Below are 18,644 nucleotides of genomic sequence, written 5' to 3'. Positions count from 1 at the left end.
ATGAAGTCCAAGGCTTTCGCCACGGAGGCTTTCCAAGGTTAATTCTGGGTTAACAGTCCGTACATGACATCAGTGTCCCAGCGGACGAATCCAAGCTTCTGGTATAGGGCTACCGCGGCCTGATTGTCGGCATCGACGTAGAGCATGACGGAATGCAGGTCCTTGTCCTGCAAGTGCTGGATGCCGGCCACCGTCAGCGCCTTGCCCAGGCCCGAACCTTGCGCAGCCGGTGTCACACCCACCACGTACACCTCGCCGATGGGCGGATGCGGCCCCTGCCGTGGGTGCACCTTGGTCCAGTGGAAACCCAGGATCTCGTCCTCGCTGTTGACGGCCAGCAGGAAACCGGCCGGATCGAACCAGTCCTCGGCCATCCGGGCCTGCAGATCTGCGAGCGTCATGGATCCCTGCTCGGGGTGATGGGCAAACGCAGCACGGTTGGCGGCAAGCCATGGCTTCTCATCCCGGCCCGGCACGAACGTACGCAGCGAGACTCCGACCGGGAGACCGGCGTCGGGCAGTGCCGCGGTGGAGGACATCAGGCGCATCTTCCACAATTCGCGGACCGGACCATAACCGAAGCGCGTCGCCAGTTCCGCAGCGGCTTCGTGGTTCCCGTGGGACCAGGCACTCAACCCATCGAACCCGCGTTTGTCCTGCAAGGCGCCCAGGAGGCGCCCGGCCACGCCCTGGTTGCGGTAGCTCGGGTGGACTGCCAACTCCAGCACACCCGCCGCTTCCGGTTGCCCTGGCGCCTCAACGACGACGGCGATACCCGCCAGGTCTTCGGCCGTCGCCGGATCGGAGTCCTCATCCGGAGCGTAGAGGGCGAGCGACAGGACAGAGTGATCGCCGGCATCCGCCCCGCGCAACATCACCAGCGTCTGTTCGGACAGCGGCGGGTTGCCGTCGGATTCCTCGGCTGCGGCGGCGAGGGTCTTGAAGTCTTTGAAGAGCTCAGGGTCCAAGGCGCCGTTGATGATCAGTACGGGCCAGTTCTCCGGGTGCGCATGACTCATGATGTAAGGCTATACGCCACGGCAATACTCTGTGATTTGATGTGCCCGCAGTTCGGCGGTAGGCTCGTTATCTCGTTCGGCGTTGAAGCCGGATGCAGGGGGGATCCACCAGTGGGGTGGCCTCGATACGTTCGACCCGTATGTCCTCCACAAGCAGAGGCCAGGATTCACGCGAATCCTGGCCTCTTCCAGCTTTAAGCTTCAGAAAGTTCGTCGTCCGGCAGCCGGACCAACGTCAGCCGGTAGCCGACGTTGCGGACCGTGCTGATGAGGTTCTCATGGTCCACGCCGAGCTTTGCCCGGAGCCGTCGAATATGGACGTCCACTGTGCGGGTGCCACCGTAATAGTCATAGCCCCAAACCTCCGTGAGCAACTGCTGGCGCGTAAAAACACGTCCAGGGTGCTGGGCGAGGTACTTGAGGAGTTCGAATTCCTTGAAGGTGAGGTTCAACGGTTGGCCGCTGACGCGCGCCGTGTAGCTGGCTTCGTCGATCACGACGCCGGCGGCGCGGATCTCCGTTTGGGTTTCCTCTTCACCCGGGACGGCGCGGGCCATCGCCAGGCGGATCCGGGCTTCCACTTCGGCAGGGCCGGCAGAGTCCAACACAATGTCATCCACGGACCACGCGGAAGAGACGGCAGCCATGCCACCCTCCGTGAGGATCAGCATGAGCGGTGCACTGAGGCCCGTGGCCTTCAACAATTGCGTCAGTGAGCGTGCCCCCACCAGGTCCTTGCGGGCATCCAGGAAGACGATATCCGTGGGGTCGGTTTCGAGCAGTGCGGTGGGTTCTGCCGGGAGGATGTGCACTCGGTGGTTGAGCAGCTCCAAGGCAGGCAAAATGTCAACCGAAGAGCCGGTGCTGTTCGTCAGGAGCAGGATGTGCGACATAGTTCCTCCAATGGGCTTTGCGCGCATCATCGGGCGTCGAAACCGGAGTTTCACCGGCCGGTCACGGCAGCTTGCGGGCCCCTGCCCGTTGTAACGGGATCGGGGCAAACGCAGTGCGCCGTTGAAGTCCGAGTATACCTACCAAGCCCCTGACAGTCAGGGATTCGTGACGGGCAGGCGTTGGAATTACGACATATTCGTCCGCCATGAGGCAGGATTGTCGAGAGGTCGTAAGGCGCATCGAATTGAGGTCGGGCACACAGTGAAGTCTTGGAGCATCGGGGTATTCGGACTCGTGGCGCTCGCAGCCATCGTGGCCAGCACCTTCGTTTCCCGGGAAGCCATGGTGGGTGTTGGGATCGCGGCGTCGATCGGTGTGGGGCTTGGTTGGCCCCATTTCCTTGCGGTGCCCGCCAAGAAGACCCTGGCAGCTGTCATTGCGTTGGCCGGGGCCGGTTCCGCCGTGACCGCGGCGTACATGCCGGCTCCGGGATTCCTGGACGGAACCCCCGCCTTTGTTGCGCTGGGGGTGATGGCCGTGTTCGTCATCCAGCTCGTCAGGGGCACCGGACAGGCGCAGCGGCTCGAATCGACCCTGGGCTGCTCCGCCGGAGTGCTGCTGAACTGCCTCGGAGCCGGATGGATCGCCGGCGCAAGGTTCAACGGAGTCAAGGAGATGGTCCTCGTCGCCGGGCTCAGCGCGGCGGTGGCCCTCGTGGCCGGGATCATCCGCTGGCCGGACCGGATCGTCGCTCCATTAGGCGTCGTCATGGCCGGGCTCATGGGTCCGCTGGCCGGCTTTGTCTTCTCGGATATCGCAGTGATCCCGGCAGCGATCGTAGGTGTCGTCATCGGCTCGGTCCTGGTGTGCTTCCGCCGCATGACGACGCTCAGGCGCGGACGACTCAATATTCCTGCCGCGGTGGGCATGGGCGTTGCGCCGGTGTGGGCCGTGGGGGCTGTGGCGTATTTCATAGACAAACTACTCATCTACTAGCGGTTAGGATTGCATCATGTCTGTACTCGCATTTGAAATCTTCTTCCTCGTTCTCCTTGGCCTGGCCAGCATCGCCATGGCATGGTTTGCGGGTTTCGTTGTTTACCGCCTTTTCAAGGGCCAGAAGTAATCCTTCTGATCCTGCAGTCCACCAGAGGTAGTCGTTGTGCCCATTGAGATCCCCACAGACCTGACGCCTGAACTCGTCCCTCTTTCCTGGCTCATTGGCGAGTGGGAAGGCCGTGGCCGGCTTGGCAGCGGTGACGAGGGCTCGGAGCATTTCGTCCAGCACGTCTCCTTCACCCATAACGGTCTGCCGTACCTGCAGTACCGGGCAGAGACCTGGCTCAGCGACGACGCCGGCGCAAAGTTGCGTCCGCTGACCGTCGAGACAGGGTTTTGGGCCTTGGAGCGAAAGCTCCAGGAAGGCGACGGCGGTCCCGGGCTGGTTCCGGCCGATATCGTTCCTGTGCTCAAGACAGCCGATGAGGTCGAAGAACGCCGTAACAAGGACGGCGGCTTCGATATTTCCGTGTCCATTGCCCACCCGGGCGGTATCACGGAGCTCTACTACGGCCAGATCAAGGGACCGCAAATCCAGCTCAGCACCGACATGGTGATGCGCGGCAGCCACTCCAAGGAGTACACGGCAGCCACCCGGATCTTCGGGCTGGTGGACGGCAACCTCCTTTGGCGTTGGGACGTCGCCGCCAGCGGAAAGGCGCTTGAGGCTCACGCCTCGGCATTCCTCCATAGAGTGACGTGATCGCTGGCTCGAGGGTCTCACTGAACGTTCCACCAGCAACCGGCAAAGGAGCAGTTAGTGAACAACAACCCCAGGCCAGGAGGCTACGAGGGCCTGAAAGCCGTCTTCTTTAATGGCACCCTGAAGCCGTCCCCGCAGTTGAGCAATACTGACGGTCTGATCAGGATCAGCCGCGGAATCATGGAGCGGCAGGGCGTCGCCACCACCCTCATCCGCACTGTGGACCACGACATCGCCAGCGGTGTCTACCCGGACATGCGGGAACATGGCTGGGCTACTGACGAATGGCCGGAGATCTATCCCGCCGTTCAGGAAGCGGACATCGTGGTGATTGCCGGACCCATCTGGCTGGGTGATAACTCGTCGCAAACCAAGAAGCTCATCGAGCGCCTCTACGCCCACTCCGGCCAACTTAACGAAAAAGGCCAGTGGGCGTTCTACCCCAAGGTCGGGGGCTGCCTCATCACCGGCAACGAGGACGGCATCAAGCACTGTGCCATGAACGTGCTGTACAGCCTCCAGCACATAGGCTTCACCATTCCTCCACAGGCGGACGCCGGCTGGATCGGTCCCGTGGGTCCCGGACCGAGCTACCTCGACGAGGGTTCGGGAGGCCCGGAGAGTGATTTCACTAACAGGAACACCACGTTCATGACGTGGAACCTGCTTCACATGGCCAGGCTGCTCAGGGACTCCGCAGGGATTCCGGCCTACGGCAACCTGCCGGAGGAATGGAGCGCCGGTACCCGATTCGACTTTGAGAACCCGGAATACCGCTGAATCCGGAATACCAATGAGCCCCAAGGACTTCTACTACATATGACTTACAAGAGCCCTCTGTTGTCGCGCCCTGGCGCGGTCGAGGACGCCGGACTTGATGCCGGCGTCGCGGCCCACTATGGCGAGCCGCTGCGTGAGCAACGTGCCCTCGCCACCGGTACCGCCGTCGTCGATCTTTCCCACCGTGGCGTGGTGACAGTAGCCGGACCCGACCGACTCAGCTGGCTCAATACGCTCTCCTCACAGCAGCTCACCAACCTCCAGCCGAAGGTGGCCAGCGAGCTGTTGCTGCTCAGCGTTCAAGGCCGCATCGAGTTTGATGCCCGGGTCATCGACGACGGCGCCACTACTTGGCTGATCGTCGAAGCGGAGGAGGCCGCACCCCTCGCGGAGTGGCTGAACAAGATGAAGTTCATGCTGCGGGTGGAGATCGACGACGTTTCGGATCAGTGGGCGGTGCTCGCTTCCACCAAGCCGGTTGAGCAGTGGGCCGAACGCCTGGTCTGGGAGGATCCCTGGCCGCATGTGGGTCCCGGAGGCTATTCATACAGCGTTGTTCCGGAGGAATCGCACCCCGGGCTTGAGCGTCCGTGGTTCGAATACCTCATACCTTCGGCCGAACTCGAGGCAGCCGTTGAAGGCCTGCCGCTGGCCGGTGCCATGGCCGCAGACGCCCTGCGCATTGCTGCGTGGCGGCCCCGCCTCGGCGCAGAGACCGACGACAAGACCATTCCGCACGAACTGGACCTCCTCCGGACGTCAGTCCACCTGAACAAGGGCTGCTACAAGGGACAGGAAACGATTGCGCGCGTCCACAACCTCGGCCACCCGCCGCGGCGGCTCGTGTTCCTGCAGTTGGACGGCTCGCAACACACGCTCCCGGCGGTCGGCAGTGTTGTATTTGCGGGGGAGCGCAAGGTAGGTACCCTGACATCGGTGGCGCAGCACTTCGAGATGGGTCCCGTGGCGTTGGCCGTCATCAAGCGTTCAGTCTCCCCGGACGAGACGTTGACGGTGATGGACGGCGAGGAGCCGTACGTCGCAGCCCAGGAAGTGATCGTCGCCCCCGACGCCGGCCAGGTTGTCGGACGCCAGACCGGATTCTTGAAGGGACCCCACCGATGAGCCAGTCCACCAGCCCCGAACCCTCCAGCGGGCCCAGCGACGCCGATGACGAAACGTTGGCGTTGGCGCACACTCTCTTCGACGCCGCCCGCGAAGGCAACACCGAGCTGCTCAGGAGCTACCTCAACGCCGGTGCCCCCGCCACCCTTACCAACTCATCCGGGGATTCGCTGCTCATGTTGGCGGCCTACCACGGACATGAAGAAACCGTTCAGTTGATCCTGCACCATGGTGCGGACGCGAACGCCGCCAACGACCGTGGCCAGACGCCCCTTGCCGGCGCGGTCTTCAAGGGATACACGGGAGTCGCCCGGGTGCTGATTGACGCAGGAGCAGATCCCGACGCCGGTACCCCCACCGCGCGTGAAGCTGCCGCCATGTTCGCGAGGGCCGAGATCCTGGCCCTCCTGGGCTGAGGGACGATGCCGGTACCGAAAGCCACAGCACAAGGAAACCGGGACGACGTCGCCCGGCCATGGCCGGCCCTGTGGTCGCTGGTCATCGGCTTTTTCATGATCCTGATCGACACCACCATCGTGTCGGTCGCGAATCCGCGGATCATGGAGGGCCTCAACACCGACATCAACGCCGTTATCTGGGTGACCAGCGCCTACCTTTTGGCCTACGCGGTTCCCTTGCTCATCACGGGAAGGCTGGGCGACCGATTCGGCCCCAAGATCCTTTACCTGATCGGGTTGGTCGTTTTCACCCTGGCTTCACTGTGGTGCGGCCTGTCCGGTGACGTCACCATGCTGATCGCCGCCCGTGCCGTCCAAGGCTTCGGTGCCGCCATGATGACTCCGCAGACCATGGCCGTGATTACCCGTATCTTCCCACCGGACCGGCGCGGCGCAGCCATGGGACTTTGGGGAGCTACTGCGGGCATGGCAGTCCTGGTTGGCCCCATCCTGGGCGGTGTACTGGTGGATGGCCTGGGCTGGGAGTGGATCTTCTTCGTTAACGTCCCCATCGGCATGGTTGCCTTTGCCATGGTGATGCGCTTTGTTCCGAAGCTGACCACCCACAACCATAAGTTCGACGTCGTAGGCGTGGTGCTTTCCGCCGTCGGAATGTTCCTGCTGGTTTTTGGCATCCAGGAAGGGCAGACCTACAAATGGGGGAATGTCACGGGGCTTGTCACAGTGTGGGGCTTGATCGTCTCAGGCCTTGTGGTCCTCGTGCTGTTTGTGGTGTGGCAGTGGCTGCTGGAGCGGCGTGGCGGGGAACCCCTGCTGCCGCTGGGACTGTTCAAGGACCGCAACTTCTCCCTGGGCAACACGGCCATCATGGCGGTCGGGTTCACCGTGACCGCGTTCCCGTTGCCGACGATCTTCTACTACCAGACAGTGCGGGGCCTGACGCCTACCCAGTCGGCACTGCTCATGATCCCCATGGCCGTGATTTCCGGCGGATTGGCCCCCTTTGTCGGCAAGCTGATTGACCGTGCCAATCCGCGCTGGTTTGCCTCCTTCGGGCTGGTTTGCCTAGCCGGAGCCCTTCTCTGGACGTCGTCCTTGCTGGGACCGGAAACGCCGATCTGGATGTTCCTGCTTCCGAGCGCCCTCCAAGGCATCGCCAACGCCTTCATCTGGGGGCCGGTGTCCAACGCGACTACCCGGAACCTGGCGCCGAGGCAGGCCGGGGCGGGCTCGGGCGTCTTCAACACAACACGCCAAATAGGTGCTGTTCTCGGATCGGCAGCAATTGCCGCACTGATCCAGGCACGCCTGGCAGCGGAGCTCCCGAGCGCCCCGGCCGGTGCCCCTGCCAGCGAAGCGTCCATGAAGGGAGTCCTGCCCGAAGCGTTGCACGCAGGATTCTCGACGGCGATGAGCCAGGCAATCCTGTTGCCCGCCTTCGTGGTCTTGCTGGGAGCCGTAGTGGCCCTGTTCTTCGGGAAGCCGAAGGCCGTGGATGGGTGGGGCAGCGCCGCATCGGCAGGGTATCAAGCCGGGGCCGACGCCGAACGCTCCCAGGATGCCGCCCGCAACTAGCCGAGCAGCACGCTCGCGTGAAGCCCGCCGGTGGCGAAGCCAAGGCTGCGGGCCATGGCCAGCGCGCCGCTGTTACTGACGTCGGCTTTCCATTGGAGGGTCAGTCCCGATGCCAGGGCTTCGTGCGCTGCTATTGAAGCGGCAAGCGTGCCGAGGCCCCTCCGGCGCCAAGGTGGTGCCACCAGGACGCCCATGTTGGCCAGGAGGCTCTCCCATTCTGAATAGGCGCCGCAAGCCACGGGGGTGGCATGTTCGTCCTCCGGGTGCATGATGGTGAAGCGGTGTTCCAGTCCCTGAAGGCCTACCTCGTTGACATCGTCCGGTGGGCACAGGGACTCAAGGCCTATCGCTTCAGGGTTACCTTGCGAAACCGTCAGGTCTTCGGAGGGCTGCCTGAGGGGAAGGTCGTCTGCGAAGAACAAGGCTGAGGAACCACGACCATGGCCGCCGTGGGAACGCGTCAGGGTCAGCAAGGTGACGTGCTGCGCAAGTTCGGTATCGGGAAGTCCCGCGGCGGCATCCACCGCCCACTGCGGGCCCACCAGGACCGAGGCACCGAATAGCCGCAGGAACACGAATTCCTTGGCCGAATCATCGGCACGGATGATCCTGTTGGACGGGTCGCCCGGGTCCACCGCGGACGAGGCGAGCCGCTCGGCTGCGGTGGCGAAAGCGTCGTCGTCGAGCCCCAAATGGCGAGCCCACGCCAGCTGGATGATGGCAGCGGACGTGGGCTCGAGAGTCATGGGTTCAGCCTAGCCGACTAGCCGAACAACACACTCGCTTCGTCGTAGCGGTGCTGCGGAACTGTCTTGAGCTTGCCTAGTGCTTCCTCGAAGCCGACGTGGGAGATGTCCGTCCCCTTCAGCGCCACCATGGTTCCCCAGCGGCCGTCAACCACGGAATCGATGGCAGCCATGCCGAGGCGGGTGGCCAGCACGCGGTCATACGCTGTGGGAACGCCACCGCGCTGGATGTGGCCGAGGATGGTTGCACGGGTTTCGATGCCCGTGCGGGCTTCGATTTCAGGTGCGAGCTGGTCTGCGATGCCACCCAAGCGGGGGCGGCCGAACGTGTCAAGGCCGCGCTCGGAGTGCGGGGATTCCATGTGCTCGGGAACGAAGCCTTCCGCGACCACAAGCAGCGGGGCACGGCCACGGTCATGGGCTTCCTGGACCCATTCAGTGATCTGTTCGATGCTGACTTTCTGTTCAGGGATGAGGATCGCGTGGGCACCGGCTGCCATCCCGGCGTGCAGGGCGATCCAGCCGACGTGGCGGCCCATGACTTCGGCAATCATGCAACGGTGGTGGGATTCGCCGGTGGTCCGAAGCCGGTCGATCGCTTCGGTGGCGATCTCAACGGCGGTGTCGAACCCGAACGTGTAATCGGTGGCGTCGAGGTCGTTGTCCACGGTTTTGGGGACGCCAACGATTTTGAGGCCGGCATCCGTGAGGCGCTTCGCTGCAGCCAAGGTGCCTTCGCCGCCGATGGCGATGATGGCGTCGATTCCCAATTGCTCCATGTGGGCCTTGATGACGTCCGGTCCGCCGCCGTTTTCGAACGGGTTGGTGCGTGACGTACCGAGGATGGTGCCACCCTGCTTGGCGATACCCCGGACCATGGTGCGGGGGATGTCTATGACATCACCTTCCACCACGCCGCGCCAGCCGTCCCGGAACCCTACAAAATCCTGGCCGTGAATGGCTATGCCCTTGAGGACTGCTCCGCGGATCACTGCATTGAGGCCGGGGCAGTCGCCGCCGCTGGTAAGAATGCCAATTTTCATGTTTGCTCACTCATGGCTTGGAGGAATACGTGCAGAGCGCCACGCTGAGCTCCCCACGATTGTAGACGGGCATGTGGGGTGGGACACAAATGGTTACCTTGTCCCCGGTTGTGCGGTAGTGGAAATATTCCCGAAAACGAAGAACAGCGCCCCGCTGGTGCGGAACGCTGTTCTGGTGTTTCCCGGACCGTCGTTGCCGGAATTTTTACCTGGAACGCTGGCTGATGAAGGACTCGAGCGCGATCTTGTTGTTCTGGTCCGGCAGGATGAGCCAGGCGAGGATGTAGAACACCACGGCCGGTCCCGGCAGGAGGCAGAAGAGCAGGAACGCCACCCGGACATAGGCCACATCCACGTTGAGCTTGGCTGCAATTCCGCCGCAGACGCCACCCAGCCAGCGTTGCGGTCCACGCTTCAGGCCGAAGCCCCTGACGATGCTGAAGAACTTGTCCATGGCTACAGACTTCCTTGTTGGAGTTGCTTTGTCACTTCGTTCGACCTGTCGCTTCGTTCGAAACGCTCTGTCTTGGTAACGGTCACTTCACCGCGGTGGTTCCACCGGAACCCTTGGTGTTCTTGGATCCTTTGCGGGCGGCGAGCAGTCCACCGATCACCAGTGCGGCACCTGCGCCGATCATGAGGCCGATCAGCACGTATGTCCCGTCCAGGACTACCCAGCCGAGGGTGGAGATGGCCAGCAAGGCGGCCAAGGCGATCACGATCAGCCCCCAGACCACAGTGCCCACCCGCGCCTGCCGGGGTTCGTCGTCGTCGGTGTTTTCCGGTGACCTGTAGCTTGGCTCCAGCGGCGGCGTGAGGGGGATCTGCTGCAGGCGGGGCGAGGGCAGCGGCTCGGTGGGCCGGGTTTCCTTGCTGACTGCTGCGGTGTCCGCGCCGCCGGGTGCTTTGGCGTCGGGAGCGTTGCTTGGCTCGTTGGTGCTCATGTCAGTTTCCTTCCTGGATGGTCACGTTGCTGAACGTGCCGTCGATCTCCACCACGAGGTTGGCGCCGGGCTTGTCGCTGTTATAGACCGACAGTTCATCCTGGAACCGGCCGCCGCGGTCCGAACCGCGCTCGTTGAGGTTGCCGAACGTCATGTCCGCCCTCACCTCCACGGGGACGTCATCCGGGATGACCACCGTGACGTTGCTTGCTGTGGCATCTACTGGCACCACCACTTCAGTGGTCAGCGGGGGAGTCAGGTTCAGCTCGCTGAGGTCAAGGGTGCCCCTGGCGCCCGTGACGTTGATTCCCAAACGTGCCTGCTCGATGCTGACGGGTGTCCAATCCACGTCGTGGAACGAGAAGCGGTCGCCATTCCTGGGAACCACATTGAAGATCCCGCCGATGATCAAGGCCGCAACTGCAAGGAAGCCGAGGAACCCGGAAGTTCGTCCCCGCAGCCCGGCGATGAGGATTCCCAAGCCCAGGACGGCTGCGCCCGTGGCCCATACCACCGCATTGGCCGAGTTTCCGAGGTCGATGACATTTCCGGCGTCCAGCGCCTTCATGGTGCCACCCGCCAGAAGTGCTGCGCCTGCGGTGACCGCGACGATCGCAGGCCCGGGACCTTTGCGCCTGGCTCCCGCAGGTTTGGGCTGTTCGCCCTGCGGCGGAGTCGCACCGTAAGGGGGCCGTGGTCCTGATGGCGAATAGGGACCCGACGGCGGGGTGGGACCGGACGGTAAAGTCGTGCCGGTGCCGTATCCGGTACCGGCGCCGAAGGCGCCACCGGCTGCGTACCCCGCACCGCTTTGGGGCCTGTTGCCGGGCTGGGATGTACCGTAAACCGGCACGCCCGTATTGGTTCCCGACGCCGTGGTGGCACCAAACCCGGCAGTGGTGGCGGTCGCAGCGGGGTCACCATATGCGGTGCCCGGCGATGCTGCGAAGTTCTGCTGGTTCATCGTAGGAGTTCCCTTCCGGGCTTTGTTCCGCTGTACGAGGAAGTAGATGAGGTAGAAAATGCCGCCCATCCAGAAGAGCGTCCAGAACAGGCCGGGAAGGCCGTCCCAGCCCCAGCCCCAGAAGCCGCGGCCCAGGCTGGGCAGCCCGATGATGGTGGTGATCAGTGCACCCGTCATGCCGCCTGACCAGCGGCCCGCCCCGGCTTCCTGCACATGGATGCGGCCGTCCGGCTCGGGAAGCAAAGCCCACGCCAGGCCGTAAAGGAGGACACCGATGCCGGCGAAGAGTGCCAGGACAATGAAGATGCCCCGCACAATGAGGGGATCGATCCCGAAACGATGGGCGACACCGCTTGCCACGCCGCCAATCCAGCGATCCGGTCCCCGGCGGATTCCCTGGTTGCGAATCCAATCAAAGAAGTTTGGCTCGGTTCCGGCAGGCCGGCTTCCTGCCGGAGGGTAGGTGCCGGCGGCAGGGCCTTCCGAGGCGCCCGTGGCGCCCGAAGCGTCCGTGGCGCCCGTGGCGCCCGTGGAAGCGCCGGTAGTGGCGTTCGGACCCTGTGCGGAGGCGTCGCCCGCCGCTCGGGAATCCTCTGAATTCATGCTGTTCGCGTTCATACTTTGATCCTTCCGCCCGGCGGTCCCTGGCCTCTACTGGGGGATACCCTGAATGATCCCTGAGGGACCCCCGAAGAACCCGGGATTCCCGTCGCGGCAACCCTGATCCGTGTTTGGATTGGTACATGACAACCGCTGTACAACGCCCGCCGCTGGTCCGCAGCAGCGACCGGATGATCGCTGGCGTCTGCAGTGGCCTGGCCGACCATTTGGGGTGGCCGGTCAAGCTTGTCCGCCTGGCCATGGTGCTGTGCTGTTTCGCCGGTGGTGCCGGCGTAGCCTTCTATGCGTGGCTCTGGACCATGGTTCCCACGGCGGATGAAAGCGCGCGGCGCAATGCCCGCCGTCCGGCGTCGCCCATTGCTCCCGCGGTGAGCGTCCCGGCTGCCGTCGCTACTCAGCAAGCGCCCGACGGCGGACCCTCGCCGGCGGCGCACAGCACACCGGCGGCAGCCGGCTGGACACAGCAAGCGGAGTCATCGGCGTTGCACCCCGCCGCGTACACGAGCGGCCCTCCCGCCGCCGCAGCGCCCGCACCCGGATTAACTGCTCCCGGCAACCCGGCGTGGGCAGGAACCAGTGATACGGCCACACCGGCTGCTGCCTGGTTCAACTTCCGGAAAATCCACTACGGCAAGGAAATCCTGCTCGGCGCAGGCCTGCTATTGGTTGCTGCCATCCTCATTGCGCGTCAGTTCGGCGTGGATGTGCCTTTGGGAACACTTATTCCCGCTGCTGCCATCCTGGGCGGTGCGGCGATTGCCTGGATGCAGCTGGACGAGACCCGGCGCGCGGGCCTGGTGGACAAGACGAAAGCCGATCAGGCCGGCGGTTGGGTGCGTCTGGGAGCAGGCCTGGCGCTGGTAGTGGCAGGCGTCCTTGTGATGGTCTCCGGTTCCGGGTCATGGGAACAGACCTGGCTTGCACTCCTGGCATCCGTGGCTGTGCTGGGCGGCGTGGCATTGGTGTTGCTGCCTTGGGGTTTGAAGTTCTGGAAAGATCTGGAAACCGAGCGTGCCGGCCGTATCCGCGAGACAGAACGGGCGGAGATAGCGGCCCACTTGCATGACTCCGTGCTGCAGACACTCGCCTTGATCCAGCGCCGGGCGGGTTCGGAGCAGGACGTTGTGCGTCTCGCGAGGGCCCAGGAACGTGAATTGCGATCCTGGCTCTTCAGTGACGCCGCCAAGGAATCGGGTCTTTTGGCAGAGCGCATCAAGTCCGTCGCCGCGGAGGTCGAGGACGCCCACGGACACGCCGTGGAGGTGGTCACCGTTGGCGACACGGACATGACGGACCGGCATGAAGCATTGGTCCAGGCCGCAAGGGAGGCCATGCTGAATGCGGCCAGGCACGGCGGCGGGACCGTCTCCGTCTACCTGGAAAGCACCGCCGGCGGCTCCGAAGTTTTCATTAAGGATAGGGGTTCCGGCTTTGACCTTGAGGCTGTTCCCGAAGACAGGCTCGGCGTCAAGGAATCCATCATCGGCCGTATGAAGCGGCACGGTGGAACGGCGGTCATCGACAGCGGCAGCGGCGGCACCGAAGTCCGTCTGGCCCTTCCAGCGGTGACCACGGAGAACGCAGAAGCCCGGAATGCCGAAGTGCGGAATGTCGAAGTGCGGAATGGAGAAACCAGGCAATGAACACCACCAACCCAAGCGGTGCTTCCCGCACGGTACGTGTGGTCATCGTGGATGACCACACCATCTTCCGCTCAGGTTTGAAGGCCGACCTCGACCACCGCATGGAGGTGGTGGGGGAGGCCGGGACTGTTGAACAGGCCATCGCCGTCATCGCTGAGACACGGCCGGAGGTTGTCCTCCTCGACGTCCACCTGCCGGGCGGGATGGGCGGAGGCGGCCGGGAAGTCATCGCGGGATCGACGCCGCTCCTGGGCAGCACCAGCTTCCTTGCCCTGAGCGTCTCCGATGCCGCCGAAGACGTGGTGGCTGTCATCCGCGCAGGTGCCAGGGGCTACGTCACCAAGACCATCTCCGGTTCGGAGATCTCCGATGCCGTCATCCGTGTGGCCGACGGCGATGCTGTTTTCTCGCCCCGCCTCGCCGGCTTCGTCCTGGACGCCTTCGGCACTGCTCCCGCGGACATTGCCGACAACGAACTGGATAAGCTGTCCGCACGGGAACTGGAGGTCATGCGCCTCATAGCGCGCGGGTACAGCTACAAGGAAGTCGCCAAGGAGTTGTTCATCTCCATCAAAACCGTGGAAACGCACGTCTCCGCGGTGCTTCGCAAGCTGCAACTTTCCAGCCGCCATGAGCTCACTAAGTGGGCAGCAGAGCGCCGCCTCCTCTAGCTACCACCCCCTCCAACCCTCTCTCACCGATGACCCGAAAATCTTGAACCCTCATTCACCGAAGTCCACTTAAACGAAAACGCTCTTCCACCGGCGCGGGTGGAAGAGCGTTCGTGCGGAGGTCTTACTTGGCCTTGCCCAGGAACTCCTGGATCCGGCGGACACCTTCCGCGAGGTCTTCGTCGCCCAGCGCGTAGGAGAGGCGGACATAGCCGGACGGACCAAAGGCCTCGCCCGGAACAACAGCGACCTCAACCTCGTCCAGGATCAGAGTGGCGAGCTCAGCCGACGTCGACGGACGAACCGGACCGTTCGCGGTCTCGAATTCCTTACCCAGCAGTCCACGGACGTCCGCGTACACGTAGAAGGCTCCGGTCGGCGTCGGGCATTCAACACCCTCGATGGCGTTCAGTCCGGCGACAATCGCCTTGCGGCGTCGGTCGAAGGCAACCTTCATTTCGTCGACGGCGGTCAGCGGACCCGTGAGGGCAGCGGCGGCGGCGATCTGCATGATGTTGGAGACGTTCGAGGTCGCGTGCGACTGCAGGTTGGTGGCCGCCTTGATGACGTCTGCGGGGCCGATCATCCAGCCCACGCGCCAACCGGTCATGGCGTAAGTCTTGGCGACACCGTTGAGGATGACTACCTTGTCACCGAGTTCCGGTGCTGCCGTTGCGATGGAGGTGAACTCGACACCGTCATAGGTGAGGTGCTCGTAGATTTCATCCGTGACAACCCACAAGCCCTTGGATGCGGCCCACTTGCCGATCTCGGCAACCTGCTCCGGGCTGTATACGGCGCCGGTGGGGTTGGACGGGGAAACGAACAACAGGATCTTGGTCTTGTCCGTGAGGGCGGCCTCAAGCTGCTCAATGGTTACCAGGTACCCCTGCTCGGGGCCTGCAAAGACCTCCACCGGCACGCCACCGGCGAGGCGGATGGCTTCCGGGTACGTGGTCCAAAACGGGGTGGGAATGATGACCTCGTCCCCCGGATCCACCAATGTGGCGAAGGTGTTGTAGACGGCCTGCTTGCCGCCGTTGGTCACCAGCACCTGTGAAGGATCCACTTTGTAGCCAGAGTCGCGGAGCGTCTTGTCGGCGATTGCCTTCTTCAGCTCCGGAAGGCCCGCTGCGGGGGAATAGCGGTGGTACTTCGGCTGGGACGCGGCCTCAATGGCCGCCTTGACAATGTAGTCCGGGGTGGGGAAATCGGGTTCGCCGGCACCGAAACCGATCACGGGGCGACCCGCGGCCTTCAGTGCCTTGGCCTTGGCATCAACGGCAAGGGTGGCGGACTCGGCAATAGCGGAGATTCGTTGAGAAACGCGGGCGGCAGGTGTTCCGGCAGACATCTATGTACCGTTCTTCGCAGGCAGCTCGTGGGCTGGATGATGGGATTCGACGTAAACTACCTTATGCTGTTCTGCGGAGCTCCCGGGCGCCCGCTGGATATTGTGACTGATAATGCTGCTCACACTGTCAGCGAGGGCTGTCAGCTCCGAAACCGGGCCGGTTCGACTATCGCGAATTTCTTGCGTAGACTGGTTCACCGGTGTTGAAAAGCACCACAGGCTGAAGTGCGGCCTGAAACATGGATTCGATCCATAGGGTAGTGGCGCAATTGGTAGCGCAGCGGTCTCCAAAACCGCAGGTTGCAGGTTCGAGTCCTGTCTGCCCTGCGCAAGCTGTTCCGGCGGAAACGCCGGGGCAAGCGCAGCAACCATGGCTCTGATCAGGGCCGGGTCAAAACGACTTTTGCAAGGTAAGTGAGGACCAGGTGACCGAAACAGCTGCCAGCAGCTCAAAGGGCCGTCCTGCCAAGAAATCCGATGCCGGTTTTTTTGCCCGAATTGCACTCTTCGTCCGCCAGGTCATCGGTGAACTGAAGAAGGTCGTCGCACCGACCCGCAAGGAACTGATCAACTACACGCTCGTGGTGCTGGTGTTCGTGGCAATCATGATGCTCATCGTCACCCTTCTGGACCTTGCTTTCGGCACGGCAGTTAGTTGGGTCTTCGGTGGGACAGGCACCGGAGACAGCTAAGCGGATCTGTCCGCAAACTGTGTGAAATCCCTTGGTATAACAAGGATTTTGCGGGGTTTGCGGAATTGAGCCATTTAAATAGGCATGTTAGGCAATGAGGAAGCAGGAGACCAAGTGTCTGAGCAGGAGCTCGAGGTAAACGGGACTGAGCTGGATGGACCCGCTGAAAGCACGGTCGATCCCGTAGCTGACGCTGCGGAAGAGTCCGAGGTTGATTCCACTGCGCCCGATTCTGCCGACGTCGACGCCGCCGATTCCGAAGAGGATTTCGAGTCCGACGTAGACGCCGAGTCTGATGACGAGTTCGGCGACGAAGAAGCCGGGGAAGAGTCGGGGACCGACTCCCTCGCTGCCGCCGCGGCGGCAGCGCCGGCCGACCCGGCTGAAGAGTTCAAGGCGAAGCTGCGCCGCCAGGAGGGTGACTGGTACGTCATCCACTCCTACGCCGGTTACGAAAACCGCGTCAAGGCAAACCTTGAGACCCGCATCCAGACCTTGGACATGGAAGATTACATCTTCGAAATCCAGGTTCCCATGGAAGAAGTCGTCGAGATCAAGAACGCGCAGCGCAAGGTCATCAACCGCGTGCGGATCCCTGGCTACGTCCTCGTCCGCATGGACCTGACCGACGCTTCATGGGGTGCCGTTCGCCACACTCCCGGCGTTACCGGCTTCGTGGGCAACGCCCACAACCCCGTGCCGCTCCGCCTGGACGAAGTCTTCTCCATGCTTGCCCCCGTCTTCGAGGAAGAGCAGGCCGAGAAGGGCAAGCCGGTCAGCAAGCAGAGCCAGGCTCCCGTCGCCGTCGACTTCGAGGTCGGAGAATCCGTCATCGTCAAGGAAGGTCCGTTCGAAACCCTTCCGGCAACGATCTCCGAAATCAAGCCCGAGTCGCAGACCCTGGTGGTCCTGGTCTCGATCTTCGAGCGCGAAACCCCGGTTACGCTCGCATTCAACCAGGTCACCAAGATCTAGCTGATTCACAGATTTCGCTCCCGTCCCGCCTGCTTAGCGGTTCGGAAGCGGCCGGTCGCCTTGCCATGGCGGCCAACAACCTGGGACGCGCTCCTGTGTCCCAGGAAGCTATTGAGAGAAGGACCCTACATTGGCTCCCAAGAAGAAGGTCACCGGCCTCATCAAGCTGCAGATCCAGGCAGGTGCCGCTAACCCGGCCCCGCCGATCGGTCCTGCGCTTGGCCAGCACGGTGTCAACATCATGGAATTCTGCAAGGCGTACAACGCTGCGACGGAATCCCAGCGCGGAAACGTTATCCCGGTGGAAATCACGGTCTACGAAGACCGTTCCTTCACCTTCATCACCAAGACCCCGCCGGCTGCAGAGCTCATCAAGAAGGCTGCAGGCGTTGCCAAGGGTTCGGCTACCCCGCACACCGTCAAGGTTGCCAAGCTGACCCAGGCTCAGGTTGAGGAGATTGCTTCTACCAAGATGGAAGACCTCAACGCCAACGACATCGCGGCAGCGGCCAAGATCATCGCAGGCACCGCCCGCTCCATGGGCATCACCGTCGAGGGCTAATTACAGCACCCACCCGCCGGGCAACCGGCAACTGAAACATTGAAATGTCGCAGGATCCTTGCCGGATCCGCGACTGTGGCAGGGCCCGGCGCGGTCCGCAGACCACAACTGCACAAGGAGAAATAAGCAGCATGGCAAAGCGCAGCAAAGCATATGAGGCAGCCGTAGCCAAGATCGAGGCAGACAAGGTCTACGCCCCGTTCGAGGCCATCAGCCTGGCAAAGGAAATCAACCCGTCCAAGTTCGACGCAACGGTTGAGGTCGCTTTCCGCCTCGGCGTTGACCCCCGCAAGGCTGACCAGATGGTCCGCGGCACGGTCAACCTCCCCCACGGCACCGGCAAGACCGCCCGTGTCCTGGTTTTCGCAACCGGTGACAAGGCTGAAGCAGCAATCGCTGCCGGCGCCGACTTCGTTGGTTCCGATGACCTGATCGAGAAGATCGCAGGCGGCTGGACCGACTTCGACGCCGCCGTTGCAACCCCTGACCTCATGGGCAAGGTTGGCCGCCTCGGCAAGGTTCTCGGCCCGCGCAACCTCATGCCGAACCCGAAGACCGGCACGGTTACCCCGGATGTCACCAAAGCTGTCAACGACATCAAGGGTGGCAAGATCGACTTCCGCGTCGACAAGCACTCCAACCTGCACTTCATCATCGGCAAGGTTTCCTTCGACGCCGTCAAGCTGGCTGAGAACTACGCAGCCGCTCTGGAAGAGGTCCTGCGTTTGAAGCCGTCCGCTTCCAAGGGCCGCTACATCCAGAAGGCTACGGTTGCCACCACGTTCGGCCCGGGCATCACGGTTGACCCGAACGTCACCAAGGTTCTCACCGAGGCGTAAGCTCCGGGAGCATTGG

20 protein-coding genes and 1 tRNA gene are annotated in these 18,644 nt (G+C 63.1%); 13 read left to right on the top strand and 8 right to left on the bottom strand.

Annotation, left to right across the window (positions count from 1 at the left end):
• Positions 1–38: 38 nt before the first annotated feature.
• Together mshD and AB0N65_RS08210 are read right to left on the bottom strand one after the other, a co-directional pair.
• Positions 39–1,019: a mycothiol synthase gene (mshD, locus tag AB0N65_RS08215; RefSeq protein ID WP_364159957.1), complete on the bottom strand. Its 981-nt coding sequence runs from the start codon at positions 1,017–1,019 to the stop codon at positions 39–41.
• A 194-nt stretch (positions 1,020–1,213) separates the two neighbouring features.
• On the bottom strand, positions 1,214–1,912 hold the full coding sequence (locus tag AB0N65_RS08210; protein ID WP_216925061.1) for a response regulator transcription factor: 699 nt from the start codon (positions 1,910–1,912) through the stop codon (positions 1,214–1,216).
• Between the two features lie 262 nt (positions 1,913–2,174).
• On the opposite strand from AB0N65_RS08210, the gene AB0N65_RS08205 reads away from it, so the two are divergent.
• The 6 genes from AB0N65_RS08205 to AB0N65_RS08180 all read left to right on the top strand — a co-directional run bounded on the left by AB0N65_RS08205 (position 2,175) and on the right by AB0N65_RS08180 (position 7,574).
• Complete coding sequence (locus AB0N65_RS08205; protein WP_364159955.1) at positions 2,175–2,909, top strand: permease; 735 nt, start codon at positions 2,175–2,177, stop codon at positions 2,907–2,909.
• A gap of 166 nt (positions 2,910–3,075) precedes the next feature.
• A complete protein-coding gene (locus tag AB0N65_RS08200; protein ID WP_364159953.1) occupies positions 3,076–3,675 on the top strand; it encodes an FABP family protein in 600 nt (199 codons plus the stop codon).
• A gap of 57 nt (positions 3,676–3,732) precedes the next feature.
• Positions 3,733–4,455: a flavodoxin family protein gene (locus AB0N65_RS08195; protein ID WP_364159951.1), complete on the top strand. Its 723-nt coding sequence runs from the start codon at positions 3,733–3,735 to the stop codon at positions 4,453–4,455.
• A gap of 39 nt (positions 4,456–4,494) precedes the next feature.
• A complete protein-coding gene (locus AB0N65_RS08190; protein ID WP_364159949.1) occupies positions 4,495–5,580 on the top strand; it encodes a folate-binding protein in 1,086 nt (361 codons plus the stop codon).
• Positions 5,577–5,996 (top strand): ankyrin repeat domain-containing protein, encoded by a 420-nt coding sequence (locus AB0N65_RS08185; RefSeq protein ID WP_364159947.1) that lies wholly within the window; start codon positions 5,577–5,579, stop codon positions 5,994–5,996. The genes AB0N65_RS08190 and AB0N65_RS08185 overlap by 4 nt, the downstream gene beginning before the upstream one ends.
• A 6-nt stretch (positions 5,997–6,002) precedes the next feature.
• On the top strand, positions 6,003–7,574 hold the full coding sequence (locus AB0N65_RS08180; protein ID WP_364159945.1) for an MDR family MFS transporter: 1,572 nt from the start codon (positions 6,003–6,005) through the stop codon (positions 7,572–7,574).
• On the opposite strand, the gene AB0N65_RS08175 is transcribed toward AB0N65_RS08180, so the two are convergent.
• The 5 genes from AB0N65_RS08175 to AB0N65_RS08155 form a co-directional block, all read right to left on the bottom strand.
• Positions 7,571–8,320, bottom strand: coding sequence for a GNAT family N-acetyltransferase (locus tag AB0N65_RS08175; RefSeq protein ID WP_364159943.1), 750 nt, complete (start codon positions 8,318–8,320; stop codon positions 7,571–7,573). The genes AB0N65_RS08180 and AB0N65_RS08175 overlap by 4 nt on opposite strands.
• Before the next feature lie 17 nt (positions 8,321–8,337).
• Positions 8,338–9,363, bottom strand: a complete 1,026-nt coding sequence (locus AB0N65_RS08170; RefSeq protein WP_364159941.1) for an ATP-dependent 6-phosphofructokinase — start codon at positions 9,361–9,363, stop codon at positions 8,338–8,340.
• A 205-nt stretch (positions 9,364–9,568) separates the two neighbouring features.
• Entirely contained in the window at positions 9,569–9,817 is a 249-nt protein-coding gene (locus AB0N65_RS08165) for a PspC domain-containing protein (RefSeq protein ID WP_364159939.1), read from the bottom strand.
• An 82-nt stretch (positions 9,818–9,899) separates the two neighbouring features.
• Positions 9,900–10,307 carry a hypothetical protein gene (locus AB0N65_RS08160; RefSeq protein ID WP_364159937.1) on the bottom strand — a complete coding sequence of 136 codons (408 nt, stop codon included), beginning with the start codon at positions 10,305–10,307 and terminating at the stop codon, positions 9,900–9,902.
• Position 10,308: 1 nt separating this feature from the next.
• On the bottom strand, positions 10,309–11,889 hold the full coding sequence (locus AB0N65_RS08155; RefSeq protein ID WP_364159935.1) for a PspC domain-containing protein: 1,581 nt from the start codon (positions 11,887–11,889) through the stop codon (positions 10,309–10,311).
• A 125-nt stretch (positions 11,890–12,014) separates the two neighbouring features.
• Between AB0N65_RS08155 and AB0N65_RS08150 the strand changes: the two genes are divergently transcribed.
• Together AB0N65_RS08150 and AB0N65_RS08145 are read left to right on the top strand one after the other, a co-directional pair.
• On the top strand, positions 12,015–13,535 hold the full coding sequence (locus AB0N65_RS08150) for a PspC domain-containing protein (protein ID WP_364159933.1): 1,521 nt from the start codon (positions 12,015–12,017) through the stop codon (positions 13,533–13,535).
• A complete protein-coding gene (locus tag AB0N65_RS08145; protein WP_364159931.1) occupies positions 13,532–14,206 on the top strand; it encodes a response regulator transcription factor in 675 nt (224 codons plus the stop codon). Before AB0N65_RS08150 ends, AB0N65_RS08145 begins: the two co-directional genes overlap by 4 nt.
• Before the next feature lie 124 nt (positions 14,207–14,330).
• On the opposite strand, the gene AB0N65_RS08140 is transcribed toward AB0N65_RS08145, so the two are convergent.
• Positions 14,331–15,560 (bottom strand): pyridoxal phosphate-dependent aminotransferase, encoded by a 1,230-nt coding sequence (locus AB0N65_RS08140; RefSeq protein WP_364159929.1) that lies wholly within the window; start codon positions 15,558–15,560, stop codon positions 14,331–14,333.
• Positions 15,561–15,814: 254 nt separating this feature from the next.
• Here AB0N65_RS08140 and AB0N65_RS08135 point away from each other — a divergent pair.
• The 5 genes from AB0N65_RS08135 to rplA all read left to right on the top strand — a co-directional run bounded on the left by AB0N65_RS08135 (position 15,815) and on the right by rplA (position 18,628).
• Positions 15,815–15,887: transfer RNA gene (locus tag AB0N65_RS08135), tRNA-Trp, on the top strand.
• 98 nt (positions 15,888–15,985) lie between these two features.
• Complete coding sequence (secE, locus tag AB0N65_RS08130) at positions 15,986–16,252, top strand: preprotein translocase subunit SecE (protein WP_364159927.1); 267 nt, start codon at positions 15,986–15,988, stop codon at positions 16,250–16,252.
• A gap of 114 nt (positions 16,253–16,366) precedes the next feature.
• Positions 16,367–17,227 carry a transcription termination/antitermination protein NusG gene (gene nusG / locus AB0N65_RS08125; protein WP_364159925.1) on the top strand — a complete coding sequence of 287 codons (861 nt, stop codon included), beginning with the start codon at positions 16,367–16,369 and terminating at the stop codon, positions 17,225–17,227.
• Positions 17,228–17,357: 130 nt separating this feature from the next.
• Positions 17,358–17,789 (top strand): 50S ribosomal protein L11, encoded by a 432-nt coding sequence (gene rplK, locus AB0N65_RS08120; RefSeq protein ID WP_166183617.1) that lies wholly within the window; start codon positions 17,358–17,360, stop codon positions 17,787–17,789.
• 131 nt (positions 17,790–17,920) lie between these two features.
• Positions 17,921–18,628 carry a 50S ribosomal protein L1 gene (gene rplA, locus AB0N65_RS08115; protein WP_347108088.1) on the top strand — a complete coding sequence of 236 codons (708 nt, stop codon included), beginning with the start codon at positions 17,921–17,923 and terminating at the stop codon, positions 18,626–18,628.
• Positions 18,629–18,644 lie beyond the last annotated feature (16 nt).

It is taken from the genome of Paenarthrobacter sp. NPDC089322, assembly GCF_040684895.1.
In the GTDB taxonomy this organism is placed as follows: Bacteria; Actinomycetota; Actinomycetes; order Actinomycetales; family Micrococcaceae; genus Arthrobacter.
The sequence above is the reverse complement of the archived record's forward strand: the minus strand, read 5'-3'. Positions and strand labels throughout refer to the sequence as shown.

What these genes read in the sequence shown, in the direction of transcription:
- AB0N65_RS08150 (WP_364159933.1), top strand. Translation starts at nt 12,015, where the DNA reads ATGACAACCGCTGTACAACGCCCGCCGCTGGTCCGCAGCAGCGACCGG.
- AB0N65_RS08210 (WP_216925061.1), bottom strand. Translation starts at nt 1,912, where the DNA reads ATGTCGCACATCCTGCTCCTGACGAACAGCACCGGCTCTTCGGTTGAC.
- AB0N65_RS08145 (WP_364159931.1), top strand. Translation starts at nt 13,532, where the DNA reads ATGAACACCACCAACCCAAGCGGTGCTTCCCGCACGGTACGTGTGGTC.
- AB0N65_RS08160 (WP_364159937.1), bottom strand. Translation starts at nt 10,307, where the DNA reads ATGAGCACCAACGAGCCAAGCAACGCTCCCGACGCCAAAGCACCCGGC.
- AB0N65_RS08190 (WP_364159949.1), top strand. Translation starts at nt 4,495, where the DNA reads ATGACTTACAAGAGCCCTCTGTTGTCGCGCCCTGGCGCGGTCGAGGAC.
- rplA (WP_347108088.1), top strand. Translation starts at nt 17,921, where the DNA reads ATGGCAAAGCGCAGCAAAGCATATGAGGCAGCCGTAGCCAAGATCGAG.
- mshD (WP_364159957.1), bottom strand. Translation starts at nt 1,019, where the DNA reads ATGAGTCATGCGCACCCGGAGAACTGGCCCGTACTGATCATCAACGGC.
- AB0N65_RS08180 (WP_364159945.1), top strand. Translation starts at nt 6,003, where the DNA reads ATGCCGGTACCGAAAGCCACAGCACAAGGAAACCGGGACGACGTCGCC.
- AB0N65_RS08185 (WP_364159947.1), top strand. Translation starts at nt 5,577, where the DNA reads ATGAGCCAGTCCACCAGCCCCGAACCCTCCAGCGGGCCCAGCGACGCC.
- AB0N65_RS08140 (WP_364159929.1), bottom strand. Translation starts at nt 15,560, where the DNA reads ATGTCTGCCGGAACACCTGCCGCCCGCGTTTCTCAACGAATCTCCGCT.
- AB0N65_RS08170 (WP_364159941.1), bottom strand. Translation starts at nt 9,363, where the DNA reads ATGAAAATTGGCATTCTTACCAGCGGCGGCGACTGCCCCGGCCTCAAT.
- AB0N65_RS08165 (WP_364159939.1), bottom strand. Translation starts at nt 9,817, where the DNA reads ATGGACAAGTTCTTCAGCATCGTCAGGGGCTTCGGCCTGAAGCGTGGA.
- AB0N65_RS08155 (WP_364159935.1), bottom strand. Translation starts at nt 11,889, where the DNA reads ATGAACGCGAACAGCATGAATTCAGAGGATTCCCGAGCGGCGGGCGAC.
- AB0N65_RS08175 (WP_364159943.1), bottom strand. Translation starts at nt 8,320, where the DNA reads ATGACTCTCGAGCCCACGTCCGCTGCCATCATCCAGCTGGCGTGGGCT.